Origin of the sequence: Noviherbaspirillum aridicola (genome assembly GCF_019656455.1) — a bacterium.
GTDB lineage: Bacteria > Pseudomonadota > Gammaproteobacteria > Burkholderiales > Burkholderiaceae_D > Noviherbaspirillum > Noviherbaspirillum aridicola.
In genome coordinates this window covers 148,990-160,953 of the sequence record NZ_BPMK01000010.1, presented here as the reverse complement: position 1 = coordinate 160,953, position 11,964 = coordinate 148,990, and the positions used below count along the sequence as shown (strand labels likewise).

Annotated in this window: 11 protein-coding genes; 1 reads left to right on the top strand and 10 read right to left on the bottom strand. The window is 65.1% G+C overall.

The features are described 5' to 3' along the window. Positions 1-8: 8 nt before the first annotated feature. The 10 genes from NCCP691_RS12820 to epsL form a co-directional block, all read right to left on the bottom strand. A complete protein-coding gene (locus NCCP691_RS12820; RefSeq protein ID WP_220808865.1) occupies positions 9-1,193 on the bottom strand; it encodes a polysaccharide pyruvyl transferase family protein in 1,185 nt (394 codons plus the stop codon). A gap of 57 nt (positions 1,194-1,250) precedes the next feature. Next, positions 1,251-2,459 carry a Coenzyme F420 hydrogenase/dehydrogenase, beta subunit C-terminal domain gene (locus tag NCCP691_RS12815; protein ID WP_220808864.1) on the bottom strand — a complete coding sequence of 403 codons (1,209 nt, stop codon included), beginning with the start codon at positions 2,457-2,459 and terminating at the stop codon, positions 1,251-1,253. 16 nt (positions 2,460-2,475) lie between these two features. Beyond that, positions 2,476-3,729 (bottom strand): lipopolysaccharide biosynthesis protein, encoded by a 1,254-nt coding sequence (locus NCCP691_RS12810; protein WP_220808862.1) that lies wholly within the window; start codon positions 3,727-3,729, stop codon positions 2,476-2,478. Then, complete coding sequence (gene epsI, locus NCCP691_RS12805) at positions 3,726-4,433, bottom strand: exosortase-associated protein EpsI, B-type (RefSeq protein ID WP_220808860.1); 708 nt, start codon at positions 4,431-4,433, stop codon at positions 3,726-3,728. The genes NCCP691_RS12810 and epsI overlap by 4 nt, the downstream gene beginning before the upstream one ends. After that, on the bottom strand, positions 4,430-5,323 hold the full coding sequence (gene xrtB, locus NCCP691_RS12800) for an exosortase B (RefSeq protein ID WP_220808858.1): 894 nt from the start codon (positions 5,321-5,323) through the stop codon (positions 4,430-4,432). The genes epsI and xrtB overlap by 4 nt, the downstream gene beginning before the upstream one ends. 2 nt (positions 5,324-5,325) lie before the next feature. Continuing rightward, positions 5,326-6,198 (bottom strand): chain length determinant protein tyrosine kinase EpsG, encoded by an 873-nt coding sequence (gene epsG / locus NCCP691_RS12795; RefSeq protein ID WP_220808856.1) that lies wholly within the window; start codon positions 6,196-6,198, stop codon positions 5,326-5,328. Between the two features lie 18 nt (positions 6,199-6,216). Then, on the bottom strand, positions 6,217-7,623 hold the full coding sequence (gene epsF / locus NCCP691_RS12790) for a chain length determinant protein EpsF (RefSeq protein WP_220808854.1): 1,407 nt from the start codon (positions 7,621-7,623) through the stop codon (positions 6,217-6,219). Between the two features lie 58 nt (positions 7,624-7,681). Then, positions 7,682-8,461: a polysaccharide export protein EpsE gene (epsE, locus tag NCCP691_RS12785; protein ID WP_238482415.1), complete on the bottom strand. Its 780-nt coding sequence runs from the start codon at positions 8,459-8,461 to the stop codon at positions 7,682-7,684. 55 nt (positions 8,462-8,516) lie between these two features. After that, positions 8,517-9,488 carry an EpsD family peptidyl-prolyl cis-trans isomerase gene (locus NCCP691_RS12780; protein ID WP_220808852.1) on the bottom strand — a complete coding sequence of 324 codons (972 nt, stop codon included), beginning with the start codon at positions 9,486-9,488 and terminating at the stop codon, positions 8,517-8,519. Positions 9,489-9,665: 177 nt separating this feature from the next. Next, entirely contained in the window at positions 9,666-10,871 is a 1,206-nt protein-coding gene (gene epsL, locus NCCP691_RS12775; protein ID WP_220808850.1) for an XrtB/PEP-CTERM-associated polysaccharide biosynthesis outer membrane protein EpsL, read from the bottom strand. Positions 10,872-11,120: 249 nt separating this feature from the next. Here epsL and NCCP691_RS12770 point away from each other — a divergent pair, with 249 nt between their 5' ends. Further along, on the top strand, positions 11,121-11,768 hold the full coding sequence (locus NCCP691_RS12770) for a PEP-CTERM sorting domain-containing protein (RefSeq protein WP_220808848.1): 648 nt from the start codon (positions 11,121-11,123) through the stop codon (positions 11,766-11,768). The last annotated feature ends 196 nt before the right edge of the window (positions 11,769-11,964 follow it).

Here is an 11,964-nt window from a genome sequence, read left to right as displayed (position 1 = left end):
CGACGGTGTCACGCATGCGCTTCATGAGCACCTTCCACCTCGGCGAATATCCGGCCCAGCGTCGCCTTGTACTGGTCGAGCCGGCGTTGCGCGACGACGTTGCCCGCAGCTACCTGCTCGGCCAGTCGTGCCCGCTGGTTGCAGGCGTCGACGATGCGGGCCACCACCTGGTCGGTCGTCTCCCGCGTGCAGTCGGCCACGTGCGGGTAGCCCAGCGTGTTGAACAAGCCGGTGAACTTGCGGCTGTAGGCCATCGGCACGCATGGCACGCCCGACGAAAATGCCGCGATGCAGGCATGCATGCGCGCGCCGGTAAAGAAATCGAGGCCGGAAATGAAGCTTTTCGCCTCGACGGGACTAGCGAACGTCGGTGCGACCGTCACGCCTGGGCGCATGCGCGCGATCTCCTGCGACACCCGCAGATCGTCTTCAGCGGCGCGGTCGGCCGTAATCACGTGCGGCACCAGCACGATGTCGGCGTCGCCACCCGCGCTGACCTCGTCGATCACCCTGAGCACCGCGTCGCGGTAGTCGATCGTCAGCCCGAACTGGTTATTGCCGGTATACCCGCCCGACCACAACAGCCCCGACACATTGATCCCGACCCTGACGCGGCCGGCGGTGCGCGGCGCGCGCTCGAACGGCAGCGCAAAGGCGACGTCGATCGCTTCGTGAAACTCGACGTCCAGTCCGCGCCCCTGGAAATACTCGGTCGACAATCCGTCGCGCGAGAACACCGCACGCGAGTGCGCCATGACGAAATCGCCGATCCGGCGGGCCAGCGGATGCCTGAACGGCCCCAGCGTCTGCGGGCTCATGACCAGCGGCCGCTTGTGCAGGCGTGCCACGACCTTGGTCCCCGCCAGATAGGCCAGACGCTTCCAGCCGTAGATGTCGGAAAAACTGTCGCCTTCACCGATGTCAAGCACGATGTCGCACTGCTTCACGGCGCGGTGGAAATCTCCCTCCAGGCCCAGCAGTCGCTTGCCGTTGACGCGGCATGCGCGGGCCACGGCGCCTGCGGACGGCGAGGCGCCGTCCTGCACCCACCCGAGCAGCGAGAAGCGCGGCTCTATTCCCATCGACCGCGCGACTTCGCCGGCCAGATGCATTTGCGCGTGGGTGAGCGCAGCCACCCCGAGGTTCGGGGAATCAAGGCTGTGCCACAACAGGCCGATGTTTATTGTTCGCATCAGGTGCGCTCTCCAGTTCGTTGCGCGTCGCTCCGCCGTCAGCGGGGCGCGGAATGTTCAAAAACGTCCGGTCAGGATTCGCTTGCCGGTTCCGACAAATGCCTTGGCGTTCTGGACCGGGCTGTAGCGCAGCGCGCACTGCCCGATACCCATGTTCTTGAAGCGAGGCCACGGCTTTCGCAGGAACCAGGCAGCCATGCGCCGCGCGACCTGCTCGGACTTGCGGCGGTACTGGTACGGCTGGATGGCCACCAACTCGGTCTCGCTGAACGCCTGGGCCGACACGACCCCGCCCGCCTTGACCTCGCCCAGCAGCGCCTCGCCCGCGGCGGTGCGCGCAATGATCAGGCTGCGGCCCTCCTGCTCGGTGAAATCCGGATAACCATCCTTGCCGTGCCAGGCGTCGGCTCCCACGATGTCGGCAAACTCCCCGGTGCCGTCGGCGCACATCTTGCAGCGGGGTTGCAGATGCCGGTTCAGGATCCGCCCCCACGCCTCGTTATATTCCATGGTGCGCCTGGCGCCGTCGGCGCTTTCCGCGCAGGCCAGCCCCGGCCAGCCATCGCCGCGGTAGCGCAGCGCGGTGACCGCGGAAGGATCCATGTCCATCCGCTTTAACATCTCCATCGTCCCCTTCATGCTCGGCGTGCCCGCGCACATGAACGACAGCAGATAAGGGATGCGCGCGGCCACCGCTGGCTCGCGGTCCATGATCTTGCGCACGGCGGCCACGTCGCAGGGCTTGCCGACAAAGGCGAAACGGCCGGGCCGGTTCAAGGCCGCCGTCAGCGCCGACACCGGCGAGGCGGGCGCATAGCGCGAACCCGCGGCGTCGATGATCTCGCCCCTCGTCGCGCTGCACGCCGTTTCGTTCATCAGCGGCTGCGCTTTCGAGGCGCGGGTATGCACGACAAAATCGACCTTGCCCGACTCGACCAAATGAATCAGGATGGCCGACAGCACGCCGCCGGACGACCCCTTGTAACGAACCTCTTCGTCGGTCGCGTGCCCGGCCTCCATTCGGACGATCGGCCCCCAAACCGGGTGATACCGAGGCGACTGCCCGCCCTCCTTGCGCTCCAGCCCGATCCCCGGGCACACCGCGCGCACCGCATCCTGCTCGACGCCCGTGAGCGTGCGCAGCGCGACGGGCCGCAGGAAGCCGGAAGCGGACAGGCGCATCGATACGGCCTGTTCGCCGACAGCGTACTGACAGGCGCCGCATCCGGTGCACAGCCCGGCATTGACAATGGTTTCAAGCGTCATGCTGACCTTCGTTCCTTCAATGATTCGCGCAACATGCCGTGGTCGGCCGGCGCTCGTTTGGCGGCTTCCACCATAAACGCGCGTAGGCCGCGCCGATGGCGGCCATGGCGACGATGTAGGCGCCGATGAACGCACGCACCTCGAGCCCGGCGACCCACACGACCGCGACAAGCGCCAGGAAGGCGGCCATGCCGCCAATCTGCACGGCCACGCGTTTCTTCTGGAAGCCGCTCGCGGTGGCGACGATGCCGGTGCCCGCCGCGGCAAAGCGCACGATCAGCAAGGCCCCAAAGACCGGCAGCAGGTGGCCCACACCGGCGAACTCGGCACCGTACAGCAGGACCGCCAACGCGACCGGAAAGAGCAAAAGCGGCAGACCGAATACCACGCCGCACGCCGCCAGCGCCGCGACCGTGCGCAACATGGCGCCACGCATGCCCGGCGCGCCGCCGCCGACCATGCGCGACAGGCTCGGGATCATCACGTTGCCAATGACTGGAATCAGCGACGCGGCGCCCTGGACGATCTTTTGTCCTGCCGCGTACAGGCCCACGGCCTGCGCGCCGAAGAGCAGGCGCACCAGCACCACGTCGAGCTGGCTCCAGGCGGTCGTCAGCATGCCATCGACGCCGTACGGCCAGACCCGCGACAGCGTCTGCCACGCCGATGTGCCCGAGGGCACGGCCAGCGTAAAGCCGGCGACGGTCGCCGCTGCCGCGCGCCAGGCGATGACGAGATAGACCGCGCGAGCCGCAAGCAAGGCCCACGCAACCGCCTGCGGCGTGCCGTACGCGAGCGCCGCACCAGCCCCCAGCGCGAGCGCCATAACATTGCTGGAGGTAACGATTGCGGCTTCGCGCGCATACCGCGCCATGCCACGCAGGGGAGCGATGAAGAAATCGGCAAACGAAGCCAGGCCCGCGGCCACGAAAAGCGGCGCCGTCAGCGACAGCGGCATCGCATCACCGGCCAGCGGCAACAGGACGGCCGCCGACACCGCGTAGACGGCGGCGAGCCAGAGCTTTGCCCAGAAGCTGGTCTGCACCAGCGCTGCCGCGCGAGAGGCGTCCACGCCGACCTCCCGCAGCAGGAAACCGGCAAAACCGAAGTCGACGATCAGCGCGGCGAGTACCGATACCCCGAACGCAAACGTGAAGTGACCGAAATCGGTCGGACCCAGCAGGCGTGCCAGCAGCACGAACAGCACCAGGCTCGACAGCAGGCGGCTGCCGATCGAGACGGCGGTATGAACGAAATGCCTGGCCTTCATTGCCGCATCGTCCCGCCGGCGTCCTGGCCGCCGACCAGCAGCCAGCGTTCGCGCGCCGGCACGCTCGACAGCAGGTCTGTCACGAAACGGTCCTGCAACCGGTAGCCGTCTTCCGCGCTGGCACTGACCGACGACACCCGGAACAGCAGTCCGTCCGAAATGCGCCCGCCCAGGCCATCGGTGACCGTTGCCAGTTTCTGCTCGATTCCGCCGCGGACCACGCGCTCGCCGATGCGCACCCAATAGGTGACCGGCTCCAGGCGTGTTTGCCGCTGCGTGAGGATGCGCATGACGGGCAGCGACTGTGCGCCGCTTGCGATATTGTCCTTGGCACGGCGCAGTAACTGGAATCCTTGCGCGGGGTAGCAGATCTCCGGCAAGTGAACCTGCGATTGCTTGGTTTGCTCCTCGCCATACGCAATGGCCAGCATGACGACCTGACCGGTGACCGCATCCCGGTAGGAGCGAGTCACGACCTGCGAATAGATCCGGTCGAGGAATTCCTGCTGCCCCGGATCGGACACCGTGATCACGTCGGCCTCGACCATGCTCCATGAGCCGAATCGGCGGGGCACGACCTGTTCATAGTCCACCCGGCCGACCTCATCGGCCACGTGCCGCGTCGGCTTGAGACCGACGGCCGCGGCTGCCGCGAAGAACATGACCGCCATGATGACGAGATTGCGCAGCAGGGATACCCTCATGCGGCACTCCCGGCAGTGGCGCGTCGCACCACCGCGCGCAGCGCGCCGTCGGCTGCGATGATGAGGACCAGGGCGCTTACGAAGAGCACCATGCCGGCAAAGCCGTGGAGGAAACCCTGGCCCGCCTCATCGCCGAGATGGAAGGTGATCAGGGTCAGCACGATGACCCGAATCACGTTGGCCGCAAACGAGATTGGCACGATCAGGATGGCCAGCGCGATGTTGCGGGCGACCGATGCGTGCCGCACGAGGTTGAGGTACAGCAGGCCGATCGACTCGAGCGTGAACAACGTCTGCAGACCGGCACAGGCATCGGCCACCAGCAACTGGTAGAAGCCGATCTGAAGAATGACGCCGGTGCGGGCAATCGGGTAGCCGGCCCAGTACAACAGGAACTCGACGACGTTGGAGACCGCCAGTTTCATCGGCAGGGTCAGCGCGTCGACGACGGTGCCCGGCAGCGGCACCATGAACAGCATGAAGAAAAGCGGGAACCACTGCGTGGCCAGCGCCCTGCTGCCTAGCGTAAGCCACAGCGTGGCCGCCAGCGCCAGGACCAGGGATCCGACTTCGAATACCAGGATTTCCTGCGAGCGCCCGAGCACGTACATCAGCAGCGCAGCACCCAGCAGGACCCATGCCGCAGTATCCGACTGCGCAGGACGCGCGGCACCAATCATCGCGCGCCAGTTTCGCGCCATTAGCCAGACGGAAACGCCCAGGATCAGCGGCCCGTGAGCCTGGCTTTCGGTGCTCCAGGCGCCGGCAAACAGGCCAAACAAGGTGGGCACCCACAGCGCGAGACTTCCGGCCACCAGCGGCAGCCAAGGCGCGAGCGCGGCCGACGTGCGGCCGGACGCACTCGGCACTGGCTGCAGCGTTCCGGCCATGATCAGCGATCCACCAGGACGGTGCCGACCAGTTCGGCGCCGGCGGAGCGGATCTGCTGGCTGGCCGTGGCAACCTCGCTCCAGCGGGTCTGATTGCGGCGCACCACCAGCAGGACGCCGCCGACGGCAGCGGCCACCGACAACGCCGCAGGGCCGGACGCGAACGCCGGCACATCAAACAGCACGACATCGAAATGGGCCGAGACTTCCCTTGTCAGCGCCGGGAACGCGGGGCGGCTGATCAGTTCGTGGGGGTTCGGCGGCGGCGTGCCGGCACCCAGCACCGACAGGCTCTCAAACGCGGCGACCGGGGCGATCGCATCCAGGTCGGAACGATCGCCAAGCACGTCGGACAGGCCGGTACGGCTGTTCAGGTTGAACAGCGCCTGCTGGCGCCCGGCACGCAGGTTGGCGTCGACCAGCAGGGTTTTTTCGCCGAGCTGGGAAAACACCACGGCCAGGTTGGCGGCGCAATAGCTTGCGCCGTCACCGGGGTGGACGGCCGCAATTGCCAGCGCCTTGCGGCCGGCGCCGAACCAGCGCAGCATCAGCTGGCTGCGTACCGCGCGAAAGGTATCGACCTGCGGGCTGAACGGATTGTAGGCGGCGACGAGCTCGTTGGAAAAACCGCCCTGCCCGGGCAGCAGGTACGGGTAGGCGAACTGCTGCGACAGCACCTGCTGGATATCGGATTCGGTGACCAGGCCCAGATGCTTGGCCGCCTCCCCGAAACGCATGCCAAGCTCTTTCTGCGCGCGCAGCACCCGCTCGGCATCTTCCGGGGTGATCTTGCCCTGTTCGAGCAGGATACGCCCGATGCTGGTGTCGCGGGTCGCCTGCCGGCTGGCCGGGCGCTCTTCAATAACGTGGTCCATGAGTATTCCTATCGATGATCAGGCCAGGCGGGGCGCGCCGCCACGCTTGAAAAACCAGCGCCTGGAAGGCGCCACCGCTGCCGCGTCGGCGATGACGCCGAACATCGGAGCGCCTGCCGCCTGCACCAGATCGCTCTCGGAACGCACCCGGCGATCGACGAACTCGGCGAGCATGCCCAGGCCGAGGCCCAGCAGCGTGCCGAAGAAAATCGACAGCACGACGTTGAGCACCAGTTTCGGGCTGGTCGGCTCCATCGGCGGCAGCGCCGGGGTGAGCACGGCGACATCCGGCTGGTTGGCCTGCCCCTCCATGCTGGTCTGGTTGAAGCGGGCAACGGAAGTTTCGTAGGCACGCTGTGCGCTTTCGACTTCCTTGGACAGCACGTTCAGTTCATCGCGGGCGCGGTTGAGCTCGAGCACGCGGGTCTTCTGTGCCTGGAGGTTGGCACGCACCTCCGCCTCTCTTTGCTGGAGGATGGCGGCGCTGCTGGCGACGCTGCTGGAGGTCAGCCGGATGTGCTGGGCCAGTTCGCCACGCAGCTTGTCCAGCTCGGCCTTGGCGGCCAGGTATTGCGGATGGTTGACGCCCAGTTTCGACGAGACCTCGGAGAACTTCGCCTCGGCCTGCGCCAGCGATGCCTTCAGGTTCTGGATCAGCGGATTGGCGACCACATCCGGCGATTCATCGGCGCGCCCGTTCTTGACCTGGCGCTGGCGCGACATCGCCTCCGCGAGCTGGCCCTGCACGACGACCAGCTGGGTGGACAGATCGTTGAGGCGCGCCGATTCGACGTCGAGGCGGTTGTCGACGCTGACCAGCCCGTTCTCCTGCTGGTACTTCGACAGTTTCCCCTGGGCGGCCTCGAGATTTTCGCGCAGTGTCTTGATCTGCTCGTTGAAGAAGGTCGATGCCCGGCGCAGCGGCTCTACCTTCAGTTGCAGCGCGGTCTGCTGGTATTCCGCGGCGAACGCGTTGGCAACCAGCGCAGCGAATTCCGGGCTCTGGTTCTTGAACGTGATCTCGATGACGGTGCTTTCCCGGGACGGCACGACTTCCAGGCGCTTTTGCAGCAGGCCCGCCAGCCATACGCGGATGTCGCCGGCGCCGCCGGTGTCCTTCATGAAGTCTTCCCGTACGGCCGGGCTCTCGGTGAGCTTGAGCCGGTCGACTACCCGCAACGCGACGTTGAGGCTGTTGATGATGTCAACCTGGGTGGCGACATAACCCGGCATCAGCAACGACGGTTGCGTCTGTCCGGTCACGGCATCCACGCCCTTGTGATTAAGCACAAGCAGCGTTGAGGCGGTGTAGGTCTTGGGCAGCAGCAGGCTGACCACGATGGTGGTGATGACCGTGCACAGCAGGGTGATGACGATGGTCTTCATCCTGGCTTTGACGATGAGGAATAACTGCTCGAAGTTCATGGAAGGTTCCCGTGACTGATGTGGCTGCGACTGGCGTTTTTCGATGGTCCGTTCGGAGTCAGAACAGCGACTCCTTGACCTGCACGACATCGTCCGGCTGAACCAGGTCATCGTGCGCGGCGTTGATGACCTGCACGCGGCCATCCTCTGCACGGCGCTTGATGCGAATGCCGCGTTCGGTGCCACGCGGGGTGAGGCCGCCGCCCGTGGTCAGCGCCTGGATCACGGTCATGTTGCGCTCGAGGCGATAGACACCCGGGCGCTGCACCTCGCCGTAGATGTAGAACTTGCGCGCGCGCTCGACGTAGACGACATCGCCGGGCAGGATCTCGCTGTTGGCCTCGAGGGTGCCCGCGCCCATCATGCTGGGCAGGTCCACCATGGTCTTGGTGGTCTTGCCGCCCTCGGTACGCAGCACCTGCACGGTATCGCCGCCTTCGGCATTGATGCCACCGGCCACCGCCAGCACATCGACCAGCGTGCGCCTGGACTCCAGCGGATAGCGGCCGGGACGGTGCACGGCGCCGAGCACCGATACCTGGCGGCTTTGCAGCTGGACCACGGTCACGTTGACCTGCGGATTACGCACAAACCCGCCCGTCTCGAGCATGCCGGCCAGGCGCTTCTCGGCCGTGGCAGTGTTCATGCCAGCGACCTTGACGTCGCCCAGCAGCGGGTAGGAAATGCTGCCCCCCTCGCTCACGCGCGTCTCCAGCGTCAGGTCCGGATTCCCGAACACCTGTACCCGGATCACATCGCCCGCCCCCAGCACTGCGTCCTGCGCCAGCGCGGGCGCGCCAGCCAATACCAGCATCAGCGCCGCCAACCATCGAACCATCACCGTCATCATCTCGCTATCCAATCCGTCTTTGTGCAATAAGGGAAACCGTCGGCTATTTCAGCGCTGCGACGCCACGCTCGACGTGGCGCTGTGCGTCGCTCTCGCCGGGCACCGTCTGCCCGACGGGAGCCTGTGCGGCGGCCGGCAACGCAGCCGATGCTGGCGCGGCAGCAGCCGCCGGCGCTGCGGCGGCAGGCGCGCCGGCCTGCAGGTAGTCGATCTTGGACGACTGGCGCAACTGGGCGACGATATCGGCGACCGAGTCACGTGTCTTGCGGTTGGCGAGATAACGGGCAATCTGCTGCATGGCCACGTCGCGTCCGACCGGGTCATCCTTCACGAAGGTCAGCGAGGCCACGATCACCTGGGCCGCGTCGCGCATCACGAACGGCTTGCCATTGCCGATGGTGTCAAGGTTGGCCACGAGCTGCGGCGGCAGGTCCGCGGTAGTCCGCGCGTCCTGGGACTTGACCTGGGCTACCCCCTTGTTCTTGAGCCATGCCGCGACCTCCTCCACCGACCCGGCGCCGTCGACCATCTTCTTGACTTCATCGTTGAAGTCGGCGGCCGACAGGAGCACCTGGCGCATGTCGTACAGTCGACGCTTGGAGAACAGTTCGGGATGATCCTGGTAGTAGGCGAGGATGTCCTGCTCGGTCGGCTCCTGCACCGACGCCATGCGCTTGCGCAGGTACGCTTCGGCAAGCGCCTGGCTGCGCGCACGCTCGATCGCCTGCAGCACCTGGGGATCGCGATCGAGTTTTTCACGCAGCGCGCCATTGACCAGCACCTGCCTGTCGATCAGCGATTCCAGCGCCTGCTGCCGCACCTTCTCCGCATCCGCCGTCGGCGGCACGGCAAGCCCCTGCAGCTCGGCATTGAGCTGCAATGCGGTGATCTCGGCGTCGTCGACCCGTGCAAGAGCCTGCCCCGCCTTCTTTTCGCTGGCACCGCCGCATGCAGTCAGCACCGCGACACACATCAGCGCAAGCGCACCGCGCCCGGCCCATCCTCTACTTCTCATGACTACTCTTTCCTGTTTACGCGCCCACGGCTTGACATCACGCATTGATCAGGCCACGTGGAACACATGTTGATGTGAATAAACGGGTTTTAGTGTCGGAACACTCTTGGTTGTGTGTTAAATTTTTGGTCGCAAATCTGGCACCACCGCATTGTCTGTTCCCTGTCAGGGCCTCCGTTAGAAGGTGTGGCGCACGTTGAACGCAATGCCTTGACGCCGATAGGACGTTGTCAACGCCGAATCGGCGTCCTTGCTGCCGTAAAACGCCGTGGTCTCGAGCGATAGCGCCCGGTATGGCTGATACACCACCGACACCGACGCATTTCGGACGCGGTCACCGAAATCATCCGAGCCTCCTATCACGGTCAGGAAGCGGCGTCGCTCGTACCTGACCTCGCCGCGCAGCGTGACCTTCTCGGAAACCAGCCATTGCGGGGAGAACGACATGCCGCGGTTGACCGAGTGATTGACCAGCAAATCCTCGACAGAGCCGATCTCCCGCCAGATCGCCGCGTTCAGCAACAACTTGCCGCTGACCGCCCAGTCGGCTTCGACGCGCGCGCTGGCGCCGCTGTAATTCTTGTTCGACAGGGAGTCGTACTGGCGCTGGCTGCGCCCGGCCGACACCGTCAGATGCGTCTTTCCCGCCGCACGCCATTCTGCGCGCAGTAGCATGTCCTGCTGGCGAAAGTCGCGAAGCGGCGAGCCAGCGCGGACCGTCTGGTACTCGTTTTTGCCGCGGCGCCACAATACGCCGACCGAATTACCGGCGCGGGACACGTAGTCGATGCCCGCTTGGTATTGCGTTTCAATCCGATCCGCGCCTGACTGGCTCTCGAGCCGGTAGTCGAGGTCGCGACGAGCGACCTGGCCGGTGACGCGCCAGCTCGGGTGCAATCGCCACGCCGCGTCAAAGAAGTCGCGGCGCTGCGTACGTAGGCTGCGGGCGTACTGATGGAAATCGGTAAACGTCGACAGCGACTCGACATAGCTCGCCCCCAGATTACCCGATACGTAATCGCCGAATTCCCAGCCCCACTTCGCCAGCAGGTCCTTGCCGTCATGATCCAGCGCGGACAAGCGCGAGTACTTCGTCGTGCTGGCCGCGATTCGCGCGCTCAATGTCTGGCGACTCAGCTTCCAGTCCAGATCAATGCCGCCGGAGAACGTGCGGGAAGTGTCACCCAGGTCATCCTCCCCGGTCAGCGCCAGCGCCGCGTCCCGGTCGCGCAGACCGAGCACGTTGCTGTTATAGAGAACCGATGCGCCGACGAATGGACGAACGTTGTCGTTGGCCGAAGCAACGCCCGCCACGGCGGCAGCCGCAAGCACTGCAGTGCGCAGGGCTGGCATCGGGCGAAACGGCGGACGAGTAAAAGCCATGAAAATCTCGCAACGGAGACCACTTCCGCTATCAACATTGGAAGTGACTAGAGGTAACGGTTGCGTATTCTCAACCATTTCGTTCGGCGCCGCAATGGATTCCGGAACGATTGAGGATATTGCTGGTGAGCAAGAGTTCCGGCGATTCTCCCGTAGTTTGGGCAAGCGACTTCGGCGGCACCGAAAAATTGCGTTTTTTTTGGGAAAGTAAGTGTTACTATTGGTTGTCTTCAGAAAAAACTTTGCGCCATGCGCCTGTCGATTCCGCCCAAGGTCTATATCAGCGCTGCCATCGGTATTGGCGTCGTAACCGCTGTCGCTCACGCCGCCGTTACCAATGGGGCGATTTTTAACCGCGAGATCGGTGCCGAGGCGTCCTCTGGCACGAACGCCCTGCGCTCGGCAGGTTCAGGAGGCGCTTCGCGCAAGGCCTTTGCCAGTACCGACAACGGGCTAACCTACTTCTTCACGCCGCCAGGGCGCCGTGACGTCGCCGAGCCACCGTCGCTGGACCTGCGCCCGCTCGGGTATGCGCCAATCCCAACCGGCACCGACTCGGTCAACTATCCGACCTACGACACACCAAGCTTCAACGACGTCGTGCGCGGCGTCGAGGCAGGCACCGCACCGTTCCCGATGCGCGCTGGCCCTACCGATAGGGGGATTAATACCTTGGCGCTGCTCGGCAGTGGCAGCAGCGGTGGCGCATTCTCGGAAGTCGTCGGCGGCGCTTCGCGTGCGCCCGTGCCCGCCCGAGTCACCACACCGCCGGTAGACCTGACGCCCCCGCTCAACGTTACACCTGTGCCCGAACCCGGTATCTGGGCGATGCTACTGGCCGGCTTGGGCGTGATCACACTGGCCGGAGCTTCCCGGTCCAGGCAGACTCGGCTCTGATTCACCGGCGGCGTCGCCGCTTGCCGGTACACACACCGTCCGCGAGAAACTCTTACTTCAACTCGCGCTTTGCGGCGGATTAACAAATCTCACATTTCCGTAGCGGTTCCCCATTCTCAGCTTTGAGAGAATCATCAACTTTGTGATTTTTTTGCCGAAATTGATTGTCACTTCCTTTCTTCGCCGCTACCCTTAA

What these genes read in the sequence shown, in the direction of transcription:
- NCCP691_RS12820 (WP_220808865.1), bottom strand. Translation starts at nt 1,193, where the DNA reads ATGCGAACAATAAACATCGGCCTGTTGTGGCACAGCCTTGATTCCCCG.
- NCCP691_RS12815 (WP_220808864.1), bottom strand. Translation starts at nt 2,459, where the DNA reads ATGACGCTTGAAACCATTGTCAATGCCGGGCTGTGCACCGGATGCGGC.
- NCCP691_RS12810 (WP_220808862.1), bottom strand. Translation starts at nt 3,729, where the DNA reads ATGAAGGCCAGGCATTTCGTTCATACCGCCGTCTCGATCGGCAGCCGC.
- epsI (WP_220808860.1), bottom strand. Translation starts at nt 4,433, where the DNA reads ATGAGGGTATCCCTGCTGCGCAATCTCGTCATCATGGCGGTCATGTTC.
- xrtB (WP_220808858.1), bottom strand. Translation starts at nt 5,323, where the DNA reads ATGGCCGGAACGCTGCAGCCAGTGCCGAGTGCGTCCGGCCGCACGTCG.
- epsG (WP_220808856.1), bottom strand. Translation starts at nt 6,198, where the DNA reads ATGGACCACGTTATTGAAGAGCGCCCGGCCAGCCGGCAGGCGACCCGC.
- epsF (WP_220808854.1), bottom strand. Translation starts at nt 7,623, where the DNA reads ATGAACTTCGAGCAGTTATTCCTCATCGTCAAAGCCAGGATGAAGACC.
- epsE (WP_238482415.1), bottom strand. Translation starts at nt 8,461, where the DNA reads ATGGTTCGATGGTTGGCGGCGCTGATGCTGGTATTGGCTGGCGCGCCC.
- NCCP691_RS12780 (WP_220808852.1), bottom strand. Translation starts at nt 9,488, where the DNA reads ATGAGAAGTAGAGGATGGGCCGGGCGCGGTGCGCTTGCGCTGATGTGT.
- epsL (WP_220808850.1), bottom strand. Translation starts at nt 10,871, where the DNA reads ATGGCTTTTACTCGTCCGCCGTTTCGCCCGATGCCAGCCCTGCGCACT.
- NCCP691_RS12770 (WP_220808848.1), top strand. Translation starts at nt 11,121, where the DNA reads ATGCGCCTGTCGATTCCGCCCAAGGTCTATATCAGCGCTGCCATCGGT.